The organism is Paenibacillus sp. TSM33 (assembly GCF_056099025.1).
Window position 1 is genome coordinate 383,988 of sequence record NZ_JBLZXB010000023.1, and the last position, 22,067, is coordinate 406,054.

The window sequence follows — 22,067 nt, forward strand, 5'->3', positions numbered from 1 at the left end:
GCCGGTAAGGCTGCAAATGGTTACTTTGTCTAATTAAACTATCGTTTCCCGAGATTATAAATACTTCATCATGATGTTCGAAACAGTCCGCTGTTGATTCTCCCAATCATAATCGGAGTTATCCATTATAAAAGTTTGAAAAGGAAGCTGCTCAATAATGTGAAATTCTAGCTCTCGTCGATGTTCAAGGAACTGTATATATCCATCGTACCCGTGCAACCCCTTATTCTTTCCATAATCCTGCTCCGTATGGTACCAAATCACAAAATCTAGCCACTCTTGAGGCCTCATCGTTTTCACTCGCTCAATCGTCTCACGGACACTAGGTTGCTCCAAATAAAACAAAATTGGATTAAGGTCCTGAATTTGCTCCGCAATCTGTAATACGTGCTGAACAAATCGATCATCTCCAGCATCATGTCGAGCGAGTAATGCACACCCTGGGTTCTGTAAAAAACAGCATTCGAGTATGACCAGCTTATCCTTTTCTCGCTGATTCTTAGCAAAAGAACTCCAACGTTGAACCATCAACTCGCAATATTTTTCTACAGGTATTCCATCGTAGATTTCATAGCGCCGGATTTCCTCATACAAACTAGAAGGAATTTCATTTTGAGCTGATTGCTGCGCAAGCGCGTATGCGATTAATGAGTCGTTACCGCTTAGCGATACAAATGGATCAATATCATGAAATACATCGGCATAGCTAGACCGGAGCCTATCAAGTTCCTCATTCGGCACACATGCAACCGATTCATAATCAGCGGGATGTCGTAAGTTCCCTTCTAAAAATAGCTCCGATTCTATTCGATGCGTGTTTAAGGTGTCCTGTATATATTGGGATAATGTAGATTTTCCAGAGCCAGGTATCCCTTCAACCATAACCAATTTTGTTGCCGCAGATGGTAAATTCGCCATAGTATCACATCCTTAAGAATTAAAATCCTCTGAGAAACAATAAAAAGCATTGGGTCCTGAGGACTGACCCAATGCTGTTATAGATGATCTATAATTATTTAATAATTACGTATTCCAGGTTAACCAGTTTTGCATAAGCAACAATTTGGTCTGTAGTTAGATTCAAGGAAACTACAGTATGGTGACCGCCGCCGTTCTCAATCCATGCTTTAACTCCATCTTGGAAGTTCGGCTTCACGTTCCACAGTACACGGGCCACTGGAAGTTTGGGAGCAGGAACTGTTGGTTCAAATGCAGTAACCTCATTGATCAGCAGTTTATAATGTGTGCCAAAGTCAGCCATGGAAACAACCACACCGTCTCCTGCCTTACCGTCAAACACCAGACGGGCTGGGTCTTCACGATCGCCGATACCTAACGGAGAAACGATAATTTTAGGCTTGTTGCTTGCCAACGTTGGATCAACTTCAAGCATATGCGATTGAAGGATCGATTCCTGACCAGCTGCTAATTCATAGGTGTAGTCTTCCATAAAGCCAGTGGATTGGTTATGGCTCATGACTTTAAGCAGACGGTCCAGCGCTGCAGTCTTCCAATCTCCTTCACCAGCGAAGCCATATCCTTGTGCCATCAAACGTTGAACGGCAAGACCAGGAAGCTGTTTCATACCGTAGAGATCTTCAAAGTTTGTAGTGAAGGCAGTATAACCACCATCATCCAGGAATCGTTTAATAGCAATTTCATAGCTTGCTTGCACTCTTACGCTGGATTCCCAAGCTTCCTTGCTGTAAGTACCATAATCAAATTCATAGAGTTCGGAGTATTCTGCGAACAAAGCATCAATTTCTTCTTCCTTCACAGCATTGACGTACTGAACAAGGTCGCCAATTCCGAAGTAGTCAACGGTCCATCCAAATTGGATTTGGGCCTCGACTTTATCCCCTTCCGTAACACCAACGTTACGCATGTTGTCGCCAAAACGGGCAACTTTGATATTGAAGCTTTCGTTATAAGCAACCGCTACATCCATCCATTCTGCGATTTGCTTTTGCACTTCCGCACGTTCCCAATATCCTACAACCACTTTATTCTGTTTCTTCAGACGGGCATTGATAAATCCATATTCACGGTCACCATGAGCTGCCTGGTTGAGGTTCATAAAGTCCATGTCAATTGTAGCCCAAGGAATGCTTTCATTATACTGAGTAGCCAAATGAAGCAGCGGTTTTTGCAACAATTTAGTACCGCGAATCCACATTTTTGCAGGTGAGAAAGTATGCATCCAAGTGATGACACCAGCAACCTCGTCACGATAGTTGACTTCTTTCATGAGGCTGGTGATTTTGTCTGCACTAACTGCCAGATCCTGCAATACGAGCGGATAAGGCAACACACCGCTTTTATTTAAGGCATCGGTCATTTCTTGTGCGTGTGCTTTCACTTCTGCTAATGCTTCTTCCCCATACAGATGTTGTGAACCTACGACAAACCAGAACTGTTTTGTACCTACTGTTGACATAACATTCATCCTCTTTTCTTCGTTTGTTAGTATAGTTGTCTTATTTTTGCCCGTAGTAAGCGTCTTTCCCATGTTTGCGCAAATAGTGTTTATCTAGAATACGCTGCGGCAATTCTTCAGCAAAATGATTCAATTCCCGTGCGAATAGGTTCATTTTCGAAACTTCTTCCAACACGACGCTATTCATAACTGCAGATTTCGCATCTTTTCCCCAAGTGAAGGGAGCATGACCTTTAAGCAGGACACCTGGCACTGCTAAAATATCCAGCCCACGCTGCTCAAAAGTTTCGATGATGACACGGCCTGTTTCGGCTTCGTAACCACGATCAATCTCGTCTTGTGTCAAGAAACGGGCACAAGGAACAGAACCATAGAAGGTGTCTGCATGAGTAGTCCCCATTACAGGTACGTCCAGGCCGGCTTGAGCCCAAACGGTCGCCCAGGTCGAATGCGTGTGCACAATACCGCCGATTTCTGCATAGTGCTTGTAAAGTACGGCATGAGTCGGTGTATCCGATGAAGGTCTCATCTCTCCTTCAACAACATTGCCGTCAAAATCAACAACTACCATATCGCTAGGTTTCATCGTGTCATAGCTAACACCACTCGGTTTGATAACGAATAAGCTGCGCTCACGATCAACAGCACTTACGTTACCCCAGGTGTATTTCACGAGTCCATGTTTAGGCAAATCCAGATTGGCTTGAAATACTTCTTCTTTCAGCTGCTCTAACACGTCAATTCCTCCAGTTTTCCACTAGATTATCTACAGCAGCCTGCTCAATCGCCAGGCCTTGTGTGTAGCGTTCCAAGAATGTTTCGAATCCCTTAACATCGGAACCGTCGGGATGAATTTCTTGTCCCTCAACATCTCTGAATACTTTTTGGTCGAGGAATTCTTCCAGACTTTCTTGCTGATCCTTGTTCATCATGTAAGAAGCCAGAATAGCCATACCCCACGCTCCGCCTTCTCCAGCTGTTGCCATCACGGATACCGGAACATCCATAGCTGCCGCGACAATTTTTTGTCCAACGATAGGGGTTTTGAATAAACCGCCGTGAGCCAGAATGCTGTCAATTGCGACATTTTCTTTCTTCGTCAAAATATCCATCCCGATTTTCAAAGCAGCAAATGCAGTGAACAGATGAGTGCGCATGAAATTAGCCAAATTGAAACGGCTCTCAGGGGAGCGGACAAACAATGGCCGGCCTTTCTCTATTCCGGTGATGTTTTCTCCTGACAAATAGCCGTAGCTAAGTAAGCCGCCGCCATCTAGATCTGCTTCCAGGGCCTTATTCAGCAACACGCTGAATAATTGATTCGGGTCCGCCTTTTGCCCCATGGCCTCATAGAATTCACGGAACAAGCCCAGCCAAGCATTGAGATCACTTGAACAGTTGTTAGCATGAACCATTCCGACCGGATTACCATTCGGTGTGGTCACCAGATCAATTTCCGGATATACCGCCGAAAGATCCTTCTCTAATACGATCATGGCAAAAACTGAGGTTCCCACAGAGACGTTGCCCGTACGTTTTCTCACACTATTCGTAGCGACCATTCCTGTTCCCGCATCACCTTCTGGAGGACAAAGCGGAATACCTGGTTGTAAATCTCCGGATTTATCTAAGATTTTGGCTCCCGCTGCGGTTAGTACACCTGCCTGCTCGCCTGAGATATGAACTTTAGGAATAATGTCTTGTAATTTCCAATCGTAGCCTTTGGCTGCAATGAGTTCATCAAATTGCTTAACCATCGACTCGTTATAATCATGTGTAGTCTCATCAATTGGGAAGATCCCCGAAGCGTCTCCGATGCCAATGGCTTTGTTGCCAGTCAGCAGCCAGTGAATATATCCAGCCAACGTCGTAATAAAATTAATATGAGGAACATGTTGTTCTTCGTTCAATATCGCTTGATACAAGTGAGCAATACTCCATCGCTCAGGAATGTTGAATTGGAATTTATCAGTTAAAGCTTTTGCTGCAGCACCGGTCGTCGCATTCCGCCAAGTCCGGAACGGAACAAGTAATTCACCTTTGCTGTCAAAAGCCATATAGCCGTGCATCATTGCAGAGAATCCTATAGAACCAACCGTATGAAGGGTGATTCCGTATTTTTGTTCAACCTCTTGTTTCATTTCACGATAAGCCTCTTGTAGACCTGTAATAATGCTCTCTAAGTTGTACGTCCAATATCCATCTACCAAGAGGTTTTCCCACTCATAGCTTCCAGATGCGATTGTTTCAAAACGATGATCAATCAGCACTGCCTTGATACGTGTGGATCCAAATTCGATACCAAGTGAGGTTTCTCCCTTAGTAATCGCTTGTTTAATGTCTTGATCCATGCTCACGTTACTCCTCTCTCTGAACAACTGTTATAATCGCAATAATTGAAAGAAGGCGCTTTCTTTTGTTTACAGCCTTAGTATATTTTTTGTGCGTACATTTGTCAACACAAAACCATAGTTATACTTACAAATACTTTGACGAATCGAGTGTTTTTCTATTTTAACTTTAGTATTTATACAGATAGGACAATAGATTATAATAAACTCATAATTATGCTAAAATATGTACATACAAATATTATAGATACATTAATTAGTATTAGAACAACTTGGAAAGAAGGAATAAAGTGAAACCAAAGTATCAGGTCATCCTTGAGGATATAAAAAGCAACATTCTTTCAGGGGCATACAGCGTAGGAGAACAAATTCCAACGGAATTCGCTTTGCAGGATAAGTATAAAGTTAGTCGCCAGACGGTTCGAAAGGCTATTTTGGAACTATCTAACGAAGGTTTTTTAAGAAGTGAAAAAGGATCTGGCACCTATGTCAGCAACCAATTTCGGTCAAAAACCGGTGGCAATTCCAGCAATAAAACCATCGGAGTCATCACAACCTACATCTCTGATTACATCTTTCCCTCTATTATTCGCGGGATTGAAGCCAGATTGAACGAAGATAATTATTCATTACTATTAGCCAGTACCAATAATGATGTCGCACAGGAAAAGAAAGCTTTGGAGATGATGCTGTCCTTTGGTGTCGATGGTTTGATCATTGAGCCTACGAAGAGCAATCTATATAATCCCAATATCGCTTACTATCTGACGTTCAAGGAACAGGATGTTCCATTCATCATGATTAATGCCTATTATGAAGAGTTGGAGGTTCCTTACTTCTGTCTCGATGACGTACAATCCAGCTATCTGGCAACCAAAGAATTGATCGCTAACGGACACACACAGATTGGCATCATTGCCAAAATGGATGATTTACAAGGGAAGTATCGAATGAAGGGTTATATCAAAGCGCTTGGAGAAGCCAAATTACGCTTTCACCCCGAGCAAGTGCTCTCATTCTATACAGAAACGAAGCAGGATCTGTCCACCAATTTGAAGAAATTCTTGACCGAACAAAGAGACGATTTAACCGCAATTGTCTGCTATAACGACGAGGTCGGACTAGAAGTTGTACATGTATGCAGACAACTTGGTATATCCGTTCCCGAAGATTTGTCCATTATTGGCCAAGACAATTCCTATATTTCCAAAAATGCAAACATCAAACTAACAACATTGACACACCCACAGGAACAAATGGGCCGTGATGCCGCCGACTGGGTTATTAAGAAACTACAAGGGAAGAAGGATCTAAGCAACCAAACCTATTATCAGCCCGTGTTAATTGAGGGAGAGACGGTAAAGAAGAAATTGAAGTAAAGGGGTTCATTGAAAAAGAAAAACAAAAATACATGGCCCATATCGTCACCAGAATATTTTCATATGAATCTTGCACAGATCGAAAGATTTGGGAAGGCGATGGTCCTAATCCACTCCCCAATTGAAATTGCTCACAATTAAATTCCACCTCTATGATAAGATTTCGAGAAAGGTCGCCTATCTCCAAAGCACTGCGATATTCGCATACTCGTAATATACAAAAACGCTACCGACAACGAGATGTCAGTAGCGTTTTAGCTTTTTTCGGCTTCCTCGACAGATGAGAAGCGAAATAACTTATCGACCATTATTCATTTAATTCACTACGCATTTCATGGAAATCAACGACGTAATTATATTATCCTATCTTTAAATTAATACTTCTATATTTTCCAACGAGGCAATAGAACTCTAATTCTGCTAGAAACTAATGTCCTCTTTATTATTGTATATGGCACACTCGCACTGATTCCATTAACTAAACTCATCAAACGCAGACCATTTTAAACAACATATAGTGGGGAGAGAAAATAATGAAAAGCCAATTAAGAAATATTACGGTCGACGGGTATGCATTCGTTTATTGGTATTCAGGCGGGTCTCGCTTTATCTTAAATTTATCTCCCAAAGAGAACAAAAACATCAAAATCACGCTCATCTTCCAGGCAGATTCTCCCGATGAAGAGCCTCGTACTTATTGGGCCTTTTATGACATTTCAGCACAAAATAATGAAATGGAAACTGTCATCCATCTGGGTAAACCCAAGCATATCGCTGAAATCATCTCTTACTTGATGGCCAAACGACAAGAGCTTTGGAGCCAGGGGAAGCCTAAAGTTCTGTATAATGCCTGGGATTTACTAAAAGAAATGGGCTATTCCGATTTCAAACCAATTTGGATTAGACAGTGGTAGTCGTAATGGTTTGTGGGTTAGCCCCCTTTGACTACTCAAAGGGGGCTTAAAACAGGTATACGATTATTCGTTATCCGGCGTGGCCGGACTGGCTGAAGGCATTAAGCCTTTAACGGCACCGAGAAACGGGCGAATGGACTTGATCATGCCGTAGCCCATTTTCACGACCGGGACAAATTTCTGGATCATGCCGAACAACCGCAGACCGCCGCCGAGCATACCGCCAAGCCCTCCTGCACCTGCAGTGGCACCACCAAGTCCGCCCAACAGCGAGCCCATCATCGGCAGGAATGCCGACACCTTGGCATCCGGCTTGCGGGAGCGCGAACGGCCAGACGGTTTGCGTGCACCGCTTCTCCGTTTGCCCAGACGAACGCTCGGGATATGCGCACGAGCTCTGCGTTTGAGAGGTCGGGAGTCTGGCTTCCCGGAAGAAGCACGTGGGGGAGCTTCAGCACTGGCAAGTACCAATCCGCCACGATTAACGTCGGTGATGTAGCCGACGTAAGTCTCTCCGCTGTGCAGGGTGACACAGACCGGACGGCCTTGAAACTTCTTAGCCCGTGCACGCATCTCTTTCGATTGTGCCATGGAAGTTCACCTCGCTCACTGATTATAATTCAGTTTACGCCAGGGGCGGGTTACCTGCTTGTGCGAATGGGGCATAAGCACGCTAAATCAAGAGAATTGCCAAAAACCTGCTACTGGATGGTGTATCTTAGTCGTCCCCATTTTGGCGAAAATATATAGTGATCCAAAACTAAAAGGATAATTGTAATCCTTTTGAAGCAACGTTTCGGGGTAACCATCTTCATCTACCTGCAATAAAAAGGAAAAGAACTCCTCTTTCAGCTTCGTAAAATAATAGTCTTCATTTTGAATAAGTCTCGGGTTTCCGCCTACTTTGATCAAAAAAGGCTGATCCATCGATTTTTTGTCATGGATTAATTTCCCATCTGAAATTGCATGCTTTACAAGCCCTGGGTTAGTAAACATATCTTTGACACTTTCAGTTGAAGTGGGATGCTCAATCACCTTGACCGAGCAATTAGGATAAATGTTGTTTTCTAAATACTCCTGATAGTCTTCAGGGATGAAGATCGAAATCATGCTCTCCGGTTTAAAGGGATGGACGAGGCTCAAGTAAAAAACATATTTTTGGTTATCTTCGTGGATGAGGTCCGATTGATTATCAAAAAATTCGGGCGCATTCCCGCCGATCCAGCCCGCACTATGCTCGTTCGATAGGATCGACCCCGCATAATAAAGAATACATTCCGTTCTCTCAGCTAAAATATTCATTTGATATTCATTAGGCATTTTACAACTCTCCCTCAAGAAATGCGAAACCCCTTACTCCGCTGCTTCCACCAGCCATGCTTGCATAGCTGGTGAATCGGCAATCTCCGCTGCCAGCGCTTCTATCTCTTGCGTCGGTTTCATGACATTCACCCCTTAGCCCTATAAAATATATATCTTATTTCTATTAGAGGTATGGGTTATCGCTCTCCTACCCGGAGTTTCATCTACATTAGAATGCTCATCAAGGTTCTAATTCAAGGTGCATCTTGGCTTCCGCCTCATCCCATGGCACCGAGTAACCCGCCCCTTTGGCGCAAAAGATAGAGGAGGATGTATACAGTGGGTCTGCCCCTTTGCGGTAGCCCATCCGCTCTATGACTTCCTCCGTATTATGGCAGCGGTCGTAGCCGCTGAACACGCAGCGGATACTGCCTCGTCCATGCGTAAAGGATGCAAATTCGGCACTGTAGTTCATGAAAGTCGATACAGGCACCCTGCCTGTGACCACCGCTTGCGTTCCGGTTGTCTGCGGCGGATTAAAAGTACCTGAAGCACGCTGAATATCGGACAGCACCCTGCCCATTTCATCGATAGCGGCCTTGATTTTGAAATCGTAATAGGGCTCCAGCAGCACGTTGTCCGTCTTCTCCAGGCCTTGCCGTAGTGCTCGAAAGGCAGCCTCACGAAAATCGCCGCCATGGGTATGTTCTTTATGCGCGCGGCCCCTCAGCAGCGTAATGTTCACGTCGGTGACCGGCATGCCGGTCAGCAGTCCGTGATGCTCCCGTTCATAGAGATGATTCCGAATCAGATTCTGATAGCTGACATTCAGATCATCGGCATGACATCTGCTATCGAACATAATGCCGCTGCCCCTTTCTCCCGGTTCAATCAGCAGATGCACTTCCGCATAATGCCTGAGCGGTTCGAAGTGGCCGTACCCTTTCACAGCCGATTGAATCGTTTCCTTATACAAGATTTCCGGTTGTCCAAAAGAGATAGCAAGGCCAAACCGCTCTCTAACAAGCTGCTCCAGCACTTCCAGTTGAATCAATCCCATGACGCGGATAGAAATCTCCTGCAATTTTTCATCCCAAACGACGTTCAGAGACGGCTCCTCCGCCTCCAGCGTGCGAAAAGCACCAAGCACCTTCTGTACATGTATTGAGTTGTCGAATAATACCTTCGATTGTAACGTCGGCTCCGAATCGTAAGCTAACTTGTCCGATATCGACCCCAGACCTTGTCCGGCCTCGGCGGCGGTCAATCCGGCAACTGCAAACAAATCGCCGGCCTCCACTTGTTCCACCGGCTGCGATTTAAGGCCGTTAAACATGAAGAGCCGCGTAACTTTTTCGTCATATTGAACGCCGCCACTCTCGTAGCTAAGCTGTTCTCTCACCTTCAGTTGACCACCCAGCGCCTTAATGAACGTGAGTCTCGCTCCGCCCGCATCGTGCCGAATTTTATAAACCCGTCCCTGGAACGAAGCATTCTCGTCATAAGTGGATGTCGTCAGCAGATGCAGCTGATCCAGAAATTCAATGACGCCTGTATCCTGAAGCGCAGAGCCGTAAGCACAGGGGAAGAGAAGACCCACCGCTATCATCCTCTGCAAGGCCTCCAGCCAGAAGCCGGAATCCTCTCTCCCCTCCAGGAATGCTTCCAGCAATGCTTCGTCTCGCTCCGCCATGGCCTCCCGCAACGGCTCACCGACTATGCCGTCAGCCAAGCTCTGTGTAATGCAGCATACTTCCCCAGTCAACTGCTGTCGGATATCTGCCTCGGTTCTGTCTACATCCGCGCCGATCCGATCCGTCTTGTTGATAAAGAAGAACGTCGGAATCCGATGCTTACGCAGTAGCTGCCAGACCGTCTCCGTATGGCCCTGGACACCTTCAACTGCGCTTACAATCAGGATGGCATAATCAATGACCTGAATCGCCCGCTCCATCTCTGGAGAGAAATCGACGTGTCCGGGCGTGTCTATTAAATAATAATTGTCTCCTTTATATTCCATTATTGCCTGATCTGCGAACACCGTAATGCCCCTTGCCCGCTCGATGTCGTGGCTGTCCAGAAACGCATCCTGATGATCCACCCGCCCCCGCGACCGGATACTGTTCGTATGGTACAGCAGCTGTTCGGCAAAAGTCGTCTTACCTGCATCCACATGGGCGAACAGGCCAATCGTTAGTCGCTTCATAGAATCCCACTTTCAACGCTTCTTGTTGATACTGCTCATTTTATTAAAGCATAGAAATTGGGAGCGTGGGTAGGTAGTTGATTTTGAAAGAGGTCATTTTCCCATAAATTGAAAAATAAGGGTAACCGTTTAATGAATCTGTAAAAAAATTATGGCCTCTTTGAAAATAGTGCTTACATAAACGGTTTAGGATGCCCTCAATTGTATCATTTCCATCCTCCAAATCCCCCACCATTACTTATGATACGGTACAGTCTTTCAAGTAAGCCTTGTACTGTATACTTTGTTAACGAGCACTTAACATCTAGTTGTTGATTCTTTAAATCAATCTGTTCGAACATGTTTTCATCGCCTTAATAATTGTAGATGAATATTTATGGGTCTTCGGCGCCTCATTATCTCTTTTGAATAAAGGAAATAATATCGATATATAATGCGGTCATTTCTTGAGGGGTTTTATCTAATCCATTTTGAACCCATTGTTCTATTAATCCTAAAAAAGCAGACGTTATAAAAGATAAAAAGTATTCCATGGGCACCTTTAAATTTGCATTGAAACTTTCATTTTTCTCTAAATTAAAACGCACCTTTTCTGAAAAGGCATCTCTAAATCGAAGATGAAAACCCGTTCTGCCATGATCACTTAAAAATATCTTTAATATTGGCGAATGCATTTTAAGAGAGCTAAATAATGTAGCAGCTAATTGCTCTTGTCCTTTTTCAAACGTATGAGTAGACGAATAGCGAGATTGCAATTCATCAATATGATTTCCTAAATCCTCAAACAACTGCTGTTCTATTTGCTCTAGCAAATCGAATTTATCTTTATAGTGCAAATAAAATGTCCCGCGATTAATTTGTGCTGTTTTCGTAATGTCCCCTACCGTAATCAATTCAAATGACTTTTTTTGTAAAATTTGTATAAATGACGTTTGAATGAGTTGTTTTGTTTTTCGATTTTTCTCTGCATAAATGCTCACAAGGATCACCCCCGCTTTAAAATTCAACAATCTGTTCAGTTTTGTTCATTGCTTATACACTCTTAAAAATTATAAGATAAATGCATGCTACTGAACAACATGTTGAAAATTGAGAAAGGGTGAAATCCATTGAGATTATTTAAAGAAAAATTAGCATGGGCTGCTCCCGTCGCTGTTATATTAATTATTGCTCTGTTCTCATTAAACTTATTTGCTCAAGGAGATCCACAAGTAAAAAATCTGCCAGTTGCACTTATTACGAGTGATGAGGGAGATCACGTTGACACTGTAAAAGCAGCAATCGAACAAATGAATAAAGGTATTGCCGGTGAAGAACCGATGTTAGCTTTTACAAATGAAAAAGAAGCAGATATCGAAGAATTATTTGCTGATAAAGAGTATTATGCAGCATTAGTTATTCCTGAGGGTTATAATGATGCCGTACAAAATGCCATGACAAGCAACACGCCAGCAACCTTAAAAGTATATATTAACCAAGGCTTTAACATGACAGGTGCAAACTTCGCAAAAACTGCCTTAAATGGTCTAATTACGCAAATCAGCAGCAAGTATTCAACAAATTTTGTAGCACAAATGGGCGATCAACAAATCGATGCTAATCAAGCATCCGTGCTTGTACACCCCATTGTTTCTGAAGAAAAAGTATTCAATGCCATCACTACTGCTACAGCAAATGGTAGTGCACCAACATTAATGGCCGTACCTGCTTGGGTAGGTGCATTAATCGGTGGTTTCATTGTATTCCTAGCATCATCAAGCATTCTTAAAAAGGAAATGTTAACACGTAAACAAACATTACGCCTAATAGGTGGTCAAGTTTTATTCGGTCTTATTATTGCCCTATTTTCAGGCTTTACTGTTGCAACACTTGCACAAATGGCTGGTATTAACATGCCAAGCTACTTCTTAATTGCTTTCTTTGTAACGTTTGCAGCATTCTGTTTCTTCTTATTAGTATCAGCTATTACTGCATGGATTGGAAAACCAGCCATTACATTATTCATGGTAGTTATGATGTTAGGTATGGGTGTTCTAATGACACCACAAGAGATGCTTCCAAGTTTCTTCGTAAACTTTATTCGTCCATGGGTGCCGATTCGCTTTGCATCTGAGGGGTTACGTGAAATTTTCTACTTTGGTAGTGGCTTCTACACTGGCCAGTCCTTCAACATCATTTTAGGAATTGGTATTGCCGGTTTAGTCATTTTCCTACTGTCTATTTTTAAACCAGCACGTGTACAAGCAACTAAAGCTGAATAAAAGCATTGATAATCATGTGCACCACCCACCCCACCTTGAGGTGAGACGATACGCACGCTTTTCATCAACGAGGGCAGAAAAGGAGCCATCCCTAGTGGGATAGCTCCTTTTCTTATTCTCAGTACGAATTATTCTTGTACAATTCGAAATCTGCTAATCATTTCGCTCACTTGTTGGCTTGATTGTTTCAATTGTTCAGCTGCATTATGCAGATGGGAATACGCTTGACTCTGATCGTTAGAAGCCGAACTTATCTCTTCTGTGGCAGAAGCTGCGTCTCGAGCTACATCGGATATCTTGATAATGGATGAGATGACCTGTTCCCTGCTAACATTCATCTGCCCTATATCCCCATCCATCTCTTGAATCGAACTGATGATTTCCTTTAGCATATCCATAATCGATTCAAATACCGTTCCCGACTCCTGAACAATAAGAGATTGTTCGGAGATAATTACCTCTGTCTGATTCATGACCTGCAACGTTTGAGAAACTTCTGCCTTGAGGCGTGCAATAGTTGTGTTAATTCTCTCTGTTGATTCATAAGTCATGGTCGACAGCTTGCGAATTTCTGTAGCGACGACTGCAAATCCTTTTCCGGAATCGCCGGCACGCGCCGCTTCTATGCTCGCATTTAATGCGAGGAGCTTCGTTTGCTCGGATACTTCATTAATCGTTTGCACGATTGTGGAAATCGTAAGCATCTGTTCTGCCAGGCCTTCAATATGTTGTACGACCAGTTGGTTTGCTTCTGTCGTTTGGAGATTGTGATCCTGTAATTTCTTTACTTTATCCATGCCGCCTCTTAAGACGATTTCTGCCTCCGAAGACAAGCTGGTCATTTTCTTGTTCCTTACATTTACCTTTTCAATCGTGTCTGAAAGCGCCATCGTTTCACGGCTCGTTGCCTCTGTCAAGGACGCTTGCTCGGAAGCACCAACTGCAATTTCATTAATGCCTGACGTCATTTCCTCGCCGGTTGCCGTTGTTTGTTCCGCGATAAAGGTAAGTTCATGAGCGGAAGTATTTACACGGCCAATCGATTGGCTTACTGTCGAAATGAGTTCTTTCATACGAGATACCATTATATTAAAATCGGCAGTTAATTCCCCAAGCTCATCCTGGGAGAAGGTACGTATATCGACGGCCAGATTGCCCTCCGCAATCTCTCGGACACGTCCACGCAAATAACGGATCGGATGATGGATGGATCGGATGATCAAATAGCCAAGCGACGATGAAGCGATCAAGCCTGCCAATGTTAAGAGGATACTGATCAATCGCAGGAAGCTGTATTGTTTTTGTGTGCTGTCTAACATGATTTGATTATCATCGTAGTACAGATCGCCTATGTGATCCAAAGCGTCTTCCATCTGGTCAAACTTTTCGCTCCCCTCCTGATAAGAAAGAAGATTCGCCCTTTGACGGACAGTTGAATCCTTTGACGATAATCCGTCAATCACTTTCTTGGAGACCAATTCATACGCTGCAACCGTTGCTTCGTAGTCTTGAATTAACTTTTCCTCATTATCAAAAATTGTTCCAAATGACTTATACTTATTAAGTTTCTTCTTTGCTGACTCCTTTTGTTTTTCGTAATCCTCCAGTTGTTTCGAAAATTGCTCCGACCCTGGTTCATAACTGTACAGCGATCGTTCTGCCAACAGCATCTGATATAGGTCGACATCCGCTGTACGAATGAGATCAATGACTTCCGCCCTAATACTAAGGCTCTCCTCAAGCGAGGATTGTACCCGCTTCAGATTGTAAATCCCAACGCCTCCGATCACTAGGCTAGTGATTACAGTAACGACGATCGTTAGAATTACCTTGTTCCTGATCGTCATCGTGAACTTCCTACCTCTCATTATGCCTCACTCCCATCTAGTCCCTCTCGAGGTAACATGAAATAATATTCGACATCGTTTGCCAAACACCTTTCTATACAGCAGAGTTATGGCGAAATCGTGAAATTGTTAGAAACCAAGAGTCACGCACATGGGATTACGCTTCCAAATCCCATTCTCCCTAGGGAAGGAATGCTTAATTTTTAAATCACAATCGAAGTACTCTGCCCCTTAATCCTTCACTTCATTTTGACAGCAAAGGACCCCTCTGCATGGATTGCAGAAGGGTCAGTGGTTAAAAAATGGTGTACTGTATTAGATTCTCAAACCAATGAGGCTTATAGATTTAATAAGTTTAGCCAAAAATTCAGCCATCACTTGTGATACGGTTCACCCCGATTAATCTTTACCGCCCGATAAATCTGTTCCACCAGCACCAATCGCATAAGCTGATGTGGCAAGGTCATCCTTCCGAAGCTGAGCTTCTGCTGGGCGCGGCGGAGGACTTCGTCAGAGAGTCCGTGGCTTCCGCCAATGACGAAGACAACATGGCTTGTACCGTAGGTGCCGAGCTTGTCCAATTCCTCTGCGAGTTCCTCCGAGCTCCACAGTTTGCCGTTGATGGCAAGCACAATGACATGTGCTTCACTCTTCACATGAGCAAGGATGCGCTCTCCTTCCCGTTCCTTAACCTGTCGAACTTCCGCCTCGCTTAGTGTATCAGGAGCCTTTTCATCCGCTACCTCGATCATTTGGAACTTGATGTATGGTCCTAGCCGTTTAGCGTATTCCTGAATGCCCATGACCAAATATTTCTCTTTTAACTTGCCCACACCTATAAGCTGAATAAACAAATTCCATACCCCTATCTATGTCGAATAATAATGTAAAATCGTATTTACGATCCTAAACTTAAAAACATACCTGTAACATAGTTATTTTAGCATCTGAAACGTCTCTTACCTATCTATTTCCTCTCCATTATGAGCCTATTCCCTGTTCAGATCATAGCGGATCATTCATTTACGTTCTTCACAATGAAATGCCATCCGTTTCGTATTCATCAAGACACTGCATCAACATCTTTCGATATTTGCTGATTTGCTCCGCTGTCGCTGACTCGCGTATTGATTCGAACAATGCTGTACATTTCTTGAAATTTCGATCGTTACCCGACTGATCAGCTAATTGCATCGCCTGCACAGTAAGTCCCACTGCATCCTGTAATCTGCCGCACTTCCGATAGTACAAAGCCAAGTGATAGCAGTAGCTATAATAGTAAGATATGTTCTCTGCGTCTTCATAACTCTCGAATTCATTAATCTGCTCTGCAAACGTATGTAAAATATCTGCCACATCCAAATGATACATAAGCGCTGCCTGTAATATGGTATTAAGCCCCGGTAATATTTCCTCTAGATTATCCTGCAAAAAGGCTACGTACTCCTCGATCAGCCCTATATTGCCAGACAAAATATCCACTGCATATAAATTAGTTTTGGCTAAAAACCTGAATTCCTCGACAACTTGATTGTCTTCTTCCTCTAAATCCTCCATCCACCCTAGCTCAGCATACTTATAGATGCACTCCCTTTCCTGTTCATATGCACCCTGATTCTGGTGAGCCATTCCGCACATCAGGTGACTGAGCCCAAAATAATATACCAACGGACGTTCTAAATTGACATGCGGAAGGGGTAATTCCATTGCTTTATGATACTGTCGTTCTTCATAGATACGCTGTACACATTGGTACAAAATATCCGCCGTCTCCATCACCTTTTTCCAATTTTCAAAAGCCACAGCCATCTCCAACATTTCAACAATGATATCCGGTTTGAGTGATTTCAGGATGGAAGTTTCCAAGAATAGCCTCTCCTCATATTCCCATGTACAGCCAATTGTATAGAAATTGGAATAGGAGGTCAATACAAAAAGTACTTAAGAGTACAATTTTATGTGTTTTTATTTTGCATAAGATGGTCTGTAACGATATTCTCTCCTCTTCTAACCTTAAGTGGAGGTGATCACATGAGTTTACCAGAAAGTGTCGGAAACCGGATACGGGAGCTAAGAAAGGCTAAAGGATGGACACAGGAACAACTGGCAGAAGCCGCAGGACTTCATTACAGTTATATTGGCGGAGTTGAACGTGGAGACCGAAATATTTCATTGGAGACGTTGGAAAAAATTATTTTAGCGCTAAAAGTTCCAGCCTTTGAACTTTTTCAATTCGATGAACCTACGGATCGAAAACAAATCATAAATGAACTTATGTTACTCATAAATTCAAGAGAAACAACAGAACTCGAAATTCTTACTACTATTACTAAAAACATTGTTGGTTTAGTTGAGTTACAGCATAAAAAGATTTGAACTATTCCCTTCTACCTGACTTTTACACTTCATCTTCCATAAGCTTGTTATGAGGTGGTAATATGGCTGAATTACGCAAGCAAATCGGTACAAGAATCCGGGCTATTCGAAATGCAAAGGGACTTACACAGCAAAAGCTAGCTGACATCGCAAGCTTGGACTATAGATATATTGGTGCATTAGAAAGAGGAGAAAGAAACTTTTCGATTGATACCTTGGAGAAGGTGTTAACCGCCTTAAACGTGTCTATCAGCGAGTTGATGTTTTCCGAAGAACATATGACTGCAGACGAAATGATTCGGCAAGAGGCCATAGATGAGTTTGTTGCGTTGACCAGCAGATTGAACGAAGAACAAATCAGGATTCTTAGTCGTGTTAGTAAAGAAGTTTCACGTGCGTTCGACTAAGCCATTCCACCCTGAAAAGTCTTAAATAAAACCAAAAAGAGCACCCCACAGGTGCCCTCAAACCTTTTTATATAAAAAACTTAAGCATACAACATAAAAAAGTTCACTTCATGTCCCAGTTGCTTCAGATAATTGTAGATCTGCGAACGATGATGGAATACGTGGGTCACGGTCTCAATCTGCCATTGAACCTGTAAATGCCCATGCTCCATATAAAAGGCCTTCGTCGAACGATTCAGATAATCATCTTCGCTAAGCGAAAGAATGTAAGCCTTATAAGCCTCAAAATTCTGCTTGAAGGTCGCAGCCAAGCGCTCGGGATCTTCCATTCCGGACAGGCTATTTTCGATGCTTCCCACTTCTGCCTCGGACTTCTCCTGCATAATCGCAAGATCCGAAGCCGGAATAAGCACAAAATGATGCACTAACTCCAGCAACGAGCGGAAATTGTCCTGTGGGCGAAAGCTCCAATCCTCTGGGCGTATTTTACGAATCAAGGCTTCCCCCGTCCGTACTCCGGTCTCCAGTTCATTCAGCAGATGATCGCGAACTTGCAGTGTTCCACTCATATTCTCATCTCTCCTTTGCTATTCTTCTTCATATTTTGAGTATAGCCGAGGGCTCCGAACATGTATTGTAAAAAACGGACAACTTCCGAAAGTCTTTAGCCGCAGTAAGCGGAGAAGCTCCATAAAATCTACGAAAATCACGGATCAGATGCGCTTGGTCAAAAAAGCTGTGCTTCAATGCAAGCTCCATTGAATCGACAGAACCACCACTCTGAATACTGTGCAGAACGCTCTGGAAGCGGACGACTTCACTGAACTTCTTGGGGCTAATCCCGATCCATTGCCCAAATTTGCGGTTGAGTTGTCTTTCACTGATCGCCTCACGCTCCGCAAGCTCCTTAACCCCCACACTCCCACCGCTCACAAAGATGTGATGCAGCAGGTTTTTCATCAGGTCACAATCGCTTTTCCTACGACTCAGTAGCAGCTGGTTGAGATACTGATCCATTATGCGCACCCGTTCATTAAAGTCTCGTGCCTCCAAAATACGCTCACCTATGATCTCGACATTTTCAGGCCATATCTCTTCCAAGCGATAATTACCACCTGTAAACAAATAAGTCGGCATCCCATGAAAATAATGTGCTCCACCGGGGAAAAATCTCACTGCAAAAATACGTGTCTCGGACCCTGCTTGTCTGGTAGACACGAACGGATGCGTAAATGTCCCGCAGTATGAGAGTTCCTGATGCTTACTCACCGGGTCGTATTCTAATAGAATATCCGTACAACCGTCAGGTAATACTCGGTCCACTGCCTCTCTACCCGATACTCTCATATTCCCTTCAGGGACTTCTTTAGTAACCGGGCCAGACTCCCAATAACAGGCTACGTAAGCTCTCAGCGCAGCAGACGGTTTTTGCTCAATATAATATGTATAGGGGTCACTTCCATTGACTTGAAGCGGACGAAACAGTGAATGTAGTAAAGGGTCCATCCATCGTTCACTCCTGTCTCAGATGTGGTAGGAATAAATACAAAAAGGACGTTTCTCCCCGAAACGCCCGTGCTTGTTTTTTAGACGACCAAAAACTCTGCTTTCTTCTCACATTCCTTGCACTTCACTGGAGGGTCCCAATCCGAAAATTTCGTTTCTTTGAGATCGACGACATCCGGTGCATCCTCGTATTCATCGACGAACATATCAATTGCCAGTTCCACATGCTCTTTACATACCACGTACATTCCAGTTGCATCCCTTTCCGTTTGAAGCTCTTCCTGTTGTAGGTGTGTCAAAACCGCCTTCTTTTGTTCTACCACACTTGACGCGGAAAGGAAAGGGCTTGCCCACTATCCCTGACGTTTGGTCTTAAAAATGAGGAAATTACTGACGTTCAGGTCTTCACGGAAATGGGGATATTTCTCCAGCATACCAGCAGACGGCTTCGGTTCGATCATCCCTTCCAACAACAAACCCGCCTCCACAATGGTCTGTACATAGCTGCCCAGCGTACGGTGAAAATACAAAAGCTTTTCCTCCTGATCATAAGGAATCGCTTGCTCCAGGGGACCTTCGTTGAAATACTGATCCACTTTCCAATACAGCTTTTTCCCTGTCTCATCCTTCACCCATCCACTCTGCGGTGTCAGAAAGCACGGATGCAGAATAGAAAAAATAAAGCTGCCCCCTGGAACTAATAACCGCCGCATTTCGGCAATCGCCAGCTCATAATGAGCCAAATCCTGAATGACCATATTGGATACGATCAGATCAAAACTCTGGTCTTCGAACATCTCCAGCCTCTCCAGATTGCCGTGGTGATATGTAATTCCCATTGCTGACGGTGTCCGCTCTCTTGCAAGCTTCAGCATCTCTGTCGAGTAATCGACAGCTTCCACCAACGCGCCCTCCTGAACCATTTTCCGGCTCAGGTAACCTTCGCCACACCCGGCATCAAGCACTTTTTTACCTGCGATCAATCCCATACACTCTTGCAAAGCAGGATTTAGCAACACTTCACGAGACCGATCCCCTTCTTCGGTGTACTTGGCAGTAAAGTTTTCTGCATGCATGTTCCAGCGTCGAATGGCCTCTTCGGTGTTCCACTTATTCATATTCATCTCCTTCTTTCTTTTGGTATTTGAGGGGGCCATAGATTCTACACTCATTTCTGTATTTTTTCAATAATAACGCTTACAAAATTAAAATATCTAATTAGCACATGATTTTTACATGAATTATACAGGTATTCCATATTAAAATAATATGATAGTGTTTAATGGAAAGCGCTTTCAAAAATAACTTTGTAAAGGGGCCTGTTATGTTAAAACGAAGACCCATTTCATTGCTGTCGTTGACGCTTGCCATTACCTTATTGTTATCCACGTTCGCATCCGTTGCTGCTGCTGAAACGGACGGACAAGCACAGCCAGCCGCTGCCATCGGCAATATGCAGTCATATGTGGAAGCCATGCAGCCCGGATGGAATTTGGGAAATTCGCTGGATGCTGTCGGGGCGGATGAGACAGCCTGGGGCAATCCGCGCATTACCCAAGCTTTGATTCAGCAAATTGCTGCACAAGGGTACAAAAGTATTCGCATTCCCGTCACCTGGGATAAGCATATTGGAGCCGCACCCAATTATACCGTTGAATCTACCTATATGAACCGTGTAGAAGAGGTCGTTCGCTGGGCACTGGATGCCAATCTGTATGTCATGATTAATGTCCATCATGATTCATGGACGTGGGTAAGCAGTATGGAGCCCAAGCATGATGAAGTGTTAGCTCGCTATAAGGCATTATGGACACAGATTGCCGACCGCTTTAAAGATCAGCCTCACAAGTTGATGTTTGAAAGTATTAATGAGCCCCGGTTTTCTGAAGGGGGAACAACGGATGAAGCGAAAATGAATCAGATGCTTCATGAGCTAAATGTATCCTTCCACAAAATCGTTCGCGCCTCCGGTGGTAAGAATGCCACTCGTCCTCTTGTTCTATCCGGTCTGGATGCTTCACCTGCCCAAGCCAAGATCAGCCAGCTTTACAACACAATTACTGGGCTGAACGATCCCAATCTGATTGCGACCGTTCACTATTATGGCTTTTGGCCTTTCAGTGTAAACATTGCCGGGAATACAACATTTGATAAAGTTGCCCAAGATGATATTATTCAAACGTTTGATAATGTCTATAACACCTTTGTAGCCAAGGGAATTCCGGTTATTGTCGGTGAATATGGCCTGCTCGGCTTCGATAAGCATACAGGTGTTATTGAACAGGGCGAAAAGCTGAAATTTTTTGAGTTTGTGACCTATTATATGAAAAAGAAGAAAGTAACAGGTATGCTCTGGGATAACGGCCAGCACCTGAACCGGACAACGTACAAGTGGTCTGATCCTGAACTCTTTAATGTTATTAAGGCCAGCCTGAAAGGACGTTCCTCCAATGCAGCTAGTGATCTCATTCATTTGAAAAAAGGCTCTCCTGTTCAGGAAACCAAGGTCACTCTAAACCTGAACGGCAACCAGTTGAAATCACTCCATGCCAACAGCAAGCAACTGAAACAGGGGACCGACTACACGCTGAGTGGAGACACATTAACCTTCAAAGCCAGCTTGCTCACCGGCCTAATAACTTCCGGTAAATATGGTGAGAATGCCGTAATGACCGCCAAGTTTAATAAGGGGGCGGATTGGAATTTTAGAGTCGTTGTGTATGATACACCAAAATTAAGTGCTGTCGAAGGGACTACTCAAGCCTTTACCATTCCAACAGACTTCCGTGGTAGCCAGCTTGCGACGATGGAAGCCGTGTATACGAATGGTGGCAATGCCGGTCCACAGGATTGGACACCTTATAAAGAGTTTGGCAATACTTTTGCCCCTGCCTATGATGCCAACGATATCAAGCTGCTGCCTGAATTTTTCAACAGTGTGAAGGATGGCGAAGTCACGTTGAAGTTCCACTTCTGGAGCGGAGATGTGGTGACATACAAAATCACCAAGAGCGGAACCCGTGTGACGGGCGTGACGTCTTAATCTAAGGCACAGCAGAAAACGAAAAAAGGCGTTCCCGG

General features: G+C 43.8%; 21 protein-coding genes. 6 read left to right on the forward strand and 15 right to left on the reverse strand.

All coding sequences use genetic code 11. The features are described from left to right. Positions 1-54: 54 nt before the first annotated feature. The 4 genes from ACN6NF_RS25070 to ACN6NF_RS25085 all read right to left on the reverse strand — a co-directional run bounded on the left by ACN6NF_RS25070 (position 55) and on the right by ACN6NF_RS25085 (position 4,788). A complete protein-coding gene (locus tag ACN6NF_RS25070; protein ID WP_474320231.1) occupies positions 55-918 on the reverse strand; it encodes a P-loop NTPase family protein in 864 nt (287 codons plus the stop codon). Between the two features lie 94 nt (positions 919-1,012). Continuing rightward, positions 1,013-2,437: an L-arabinose isomerase gene (gene araA, locus ACN6NF_RS25075; protein WP_016822498.1), complete on the reverse strand. Its 1,425-nt coding sequence runs from the start codon at positions 2,435-2,437 to the stop codon at positions 1,013-1,015. 40 nt (positions 2,438-2,477) lie between these two features. Further along, positions 2,478-3,173 (reverse strand): L-ribulose-5-phosphate 4-epimerase, encoded by a 696-nt coding sequence (locus ACN6NF_RS25080; RefSeq protein WP_031462514.1) that lies wholly within the window; start codon positions 3,171-3,173, stop codon positions 2,478-2,480. A gap of 1 nt (position 3,174) precedes the next feature. After that, complete coding sequence (locus ACN6NF_RS25085) at positions 3,175-4,788, reverse strand: xylulokinase (protein ID WP_474320233.1); 1,614 nt, start codon at positions 4,786-4,788, stop codon at positions 3,175-3,177. A 290-nt stretch (positions 4,789-5,078) separates the two neighbouring features. Between ACN6NF_RS25085 and ACN6NF_RS25090 the strand changes: the two genes are divergently transcribed. Both ACN6NF_RS25090 and ACN6NF_RS25095 read left to right on the forward strand, forming a co-directional pair. After that, positions 5,079-6,167 carry a GntR family transcriptional regulator gene (locus ACN6NF_RS25090; protein ID WP_016822495.1) on the forward strand — a complete coding sequence of 363 codons (1,089 nt, stop codon included), beginning with the start codon at positions 5,079-5,081 and terminating at the stop codon, positions 6,165-6,167. Positions 6,168-6,700: 533 nt separating this feature from the next. Next, positions 6,701-7,081 carry a hypothetical protein gene (locus ACN6NF_RS25095; RefSeq protein ID WP_474320235.1) on the forward strand — a complete coding sequence of 127 codons (381 nt, stop codon included), beginning with the start codon at positions 6,701-6,703 and terminating at the stop codon, positions 7,079-7,081. Between the two features lie 63 nt (positions 7,082-7,144). On the opposite strand, the gene ACN6NF_RS25100 is transcribed toward ACN6NF_RS25095, so the two are convergent. The 4 genes from ACN6NF_RS25100 to ACN6NF_RS25115 form a co-directional block, all read right to left on the reverse strand. Continuing rightward, entirely contained in the window at positions 7,145-7,672 is a 528-nt protein-coding gene (locus tag ACN6NF_RS25100) for a hypothetical protein (RefSeq protein ID WP_474320236.1), read from the reverse strand. Between the two features lie 87 nt (positions 7,673-7,759). Beyond that, a complete protein-coding gene (locus tag ACN6NF_RS25105; RefSeq protein ID WP_474320238.1) occupies positions 7,760-8,401 on the reverse strand; it encodes a hypothetical protein in 642 nt (213 codons plus the stop codon). Positions 8,402-8,624: 223 nt separating this feature from the next. After that, positions 8,625-10,589 (reverse strand): GTP-binding protein, encoded by a 1,965-nt coding sequence (locus ACN6NF_RS25110; RefSeq protein ID WP_474320239.1) that lies wholly within the window; start codon positions 10,587-10,589, stop codon positions 8,625-8,627. A gap of 395 nt (positions 10,590-10,984) precedes the next feature. Continuing rightward, a complete protein-coding gene (locus ACN6NF_RS25115; RefSeq protein ID WP_474320240.1) occupies positions 10,985-11,569 on the reverse strand; it encodes a TetR/AcrR family transcriptional regulator in 585 nt (194 codons plus the stop codon). 129 nt (positions 11,570-11,698) lie between these two features. On the opposite strand from ACN6NF_RS25115, the gene ACN6NF_RS25120 reads away from it, so the two are divergent. After that, a complete protein-coding gene (locus ACN6NF_RS25120) occupies positions 11,699-12,850 on the forward strand; it encodes a YhgE/Pip domain-containing protein (RefSeq protein WP_474320241.1) in 1,152 nt (383 codons plus the stop codon). Between the two features lie 128 nt (positions 12,851-12,978). Here ACN6NF_RS25120 and ACN6NF_RS25125 read toward each other — a convergent pair whose 3' ends face one another. The 3 genes from ACN6NF_RS25125 to ACN6NF_RS25135 form a co-directional block, all read right to left on the reverse strand. After that, positions 12,979-14,697, reverse strand: a complete 1,719-nt coding sequence (locus ACN6NF_RS25125; RefSeq protein WP_474320242.1) for a methyl-accepting chemotaxis protein — start codon at positions 14,695-14,697, stop codon at positions 12,979-12,981. 374 nt (positions 14,698-15,071) lie between these two features. Continuing rightward, complete coding sequence (gene rlmH / locus ACN6NF_RS25130) at positions 15,072-15,551, reverse strand: 23S rRNA (pseudouridine(1915)-N(3))-methyltransferase RlmH (RefSeq protein ID WP_474320243.1); 480 nt, start codon at positions 15,549-15,551, stop codon at positions 15,072-15,074. A 178-nt stretch (positions 15,552-15,729) separates the two neighbouring features. Beyond that, positions 15,730-16,563 carry a DNA-binding protein gene (locus ACN6NF_RS25135; RefSeq protein WP_474320245.1) on the reverse strand — a complete coding sequence of 278 codons (834 nt, stop codon included), beginning with the start codon at positions 16,561-16,563 and terminating at the stop codon, positions 15,730-15,732. A gap of 165 nt (positions 16,564-16,728) precedes the next feature. Between ACN6NF_RS25135 and ACN6NF_RS25140 the strand changes: the two genes are divergently transcribed. Then, the gene (locus tag ACN6NF_RS25140) at positions 16,729-17,073 is read left to right on the forward strand and encodes a helix-turn-helix domain-containing protein (RefSeq protein WP_016822479.1); all 345 of its coding nucleotides are present in this window, start codon (positions 16,729-16,731) and stop codon (positions 17,071-17,073) included. 62 nt (positions 17,074-17,135) lie between these two features. Further along, a complete protein-coding gene (locus ACN6NF_RS25145) occupies positions 17,136-17,480 on the forward strand; it encodes a helix-turn-helix domain-containing protein (protein WP_430209593.1) in 345 nt (114 codons plus the stop codon). Between the two features lie 80 nt (positions 17,481-17,560). Here the strand turns inward: ACN6NF_RS25145 and ACN6NF_RS25150 are convergent, their stop codons facing one another. The 4 genes from ACN6NF_RS25150 to ACN6NF_RS25165 form a co-directional block, all read right to left on the reverse strand. After that, a complete protein-coding gene (locus tag ACN6NF_RS25150; protein WP_474320246.1) occupies positions 17,561-18,049 on the reverse strand; it encodes a DinB family protein in 489 nt (162 codons plus the stop codon). Positions 18,050-18,077: 28 nt separating this feature from the next. Continuing rightward, positions 18,078-18,986 carry an AraC family transcriptional regulator gene (locus ACN6NF_RS25155; RefSeq protein WP_474320247.1) on the reverse strand — a complete coding sequence of 303 codons (909 nt, stop codon included), beginning with the start codon at positions 18,984-18,986 and terminating at the stop codon, positions 18,078-18,080. An 80-nt stretch (positions 18,987-19,066) separates the two neighbouring features. Then, entirely contained in the window at positions 19,067-19,234 is a 168-nt protein-coding gene (locus tag ACN6NF_RS25160; RefSeq protein ID WP_013373879.1) for a CxxH/CxxC protein, read from the reverse strand. Between the two features lie 105 nt (positions 19,235-19,339). Continuing rightward, entirely contained in the window at positions 19,340-20,104 is a 765-nt protein-coding gene (locus tag ACN6NF_RS25165; RefSeq protein ID WP_137079599.1) for a class I SAM-dependent methyltransferase, read from the reverse strand. Between the two features lie 206 nt (positions 20,105-20,310). Between ACN6NF_RS25165 and ACN6NF_RS25170 the strand changes: the two genes are divergently transcribed. After that, the gene (locus ACN6NF_RS25170; RefSeq protein WP_474320248.1) at positions 20,311-22,029 is read left to right on the forward strand and encodes a cellulase family glycosylhydrolase; all 1,719 of its coding nucleotides are present in this window, start codon (positions 20,311-20,313) and stop codon (positions 22,027-22,029) included. Positions 22,030-22,067 lie beyond the last annotated feature (38 nt).

Bases quoted from the DNA above. Each gene is read 5' to 3' on its own strand.
- ACN6NF_RS25100 (WP_474320236.1), bottom strand. From the start codon at position 7,672: ATGGCACAATCGAAAGAGATGCGTGCACGGGCTAAGAAGTTTCAAGGC.
- ACN6NF_RS25110 (WP_474320239.1), bottom strand. From the start codon at position 10,589: ATGAAGCGACTAACGATTGGCCTGTTCGCCCATGTGGATGCAGGTAAG.
- ACN6NF_RS25165 (WP_137079599.1), bottom strand. From the start codon at position 20,104: ATGAATAAGTGGAACACCGAAGAGGCCATTCGACGCTGGAACATGCAT.
- ACN6NF_RS25155 (WP_474320247.1), bottom strand. From the start codon at position 18,986: ATGGACCCTTTACTACATTCACTGTTTCGTCCGCTTCAAGTCAATGGA.
- ACN6NF_RS25145 (WP_430209593.1), top strand. From the start codon at position 17,136: ATGGCTGAATTACGCAAGCAAATCGGTACAAGAATCCGGGCTATTCGA.
- ACN6NF_RS25125 (WP_474320242.1), bottom strand. From the start codon at position 14,697: ATGACGATCAGGAACAAGGTAATTCTAACGATCGTCGTTACTGTAATC.
- ACN6NF_RS25160 (WP_013373879.1), bottom strand. From the start codon at position 19,234: ATGTACGTGGTATGTAAAGAGCATGTGGAACTGGCAATTGATATGTTC.
- ACN6NF_RS25150 (WP_474320246.1), bottom strand. From the start codon at position 18,049: ATGAGTGGAACACTGCAAGTTCGCGATCATCTGCTGAATGAACTGGAG.
- ACN6NF_RS25070 (WP_474320231.1), bottom strand. From the start codon at position 918: ATGGCGAATTTACCATCTGCGGCAACAAAATTGGTTATGGTTGAAGGG.
- ACN6NF_RS25170 (WP_474320248.1), top strand. From the start codon at position 20,311: ATGTTAAAACGAAGACCCATTTCATTGCTGTCGTTGACGCTTGCCATT.
- ACN6NF_RS25085 (WP_474320233.1), bottom strand. From the start codon at position 4,788: ATGGATCAAGACATTAAACAAGCGATTACTAAGGGAGAAACCTCACTT.
- ACN6NF_RS25140 (WP_016822479.1), top strand. From the start codon at position 16,729: ATGAGTTTACCAGAAAGTGTCGGAAACCGGATACGGGAGCTAAGAAAG.
- ACN6NF_RS25095 (WP_474320235.1), top strand. From the start codon at position 6,701: ATGAAAAGCCAATTAAGAAATATTACGGTCGACGGGTATGCATTCGTT.
- ACN6NF_RS25105 (WP_474320238.1), bottom strand. From the start codon at position 8,401: ATGCCTAATGAATATCAAATGAATATTTTAGCTGAGAGAACGGAATGT.
- araA (WP_016822498.1), bottom strand. From the start codon at position 2,437: ATGTCAACAGTAGGTACAAAACAGTTCTGGTTTGTCGTAGGTTCACAA.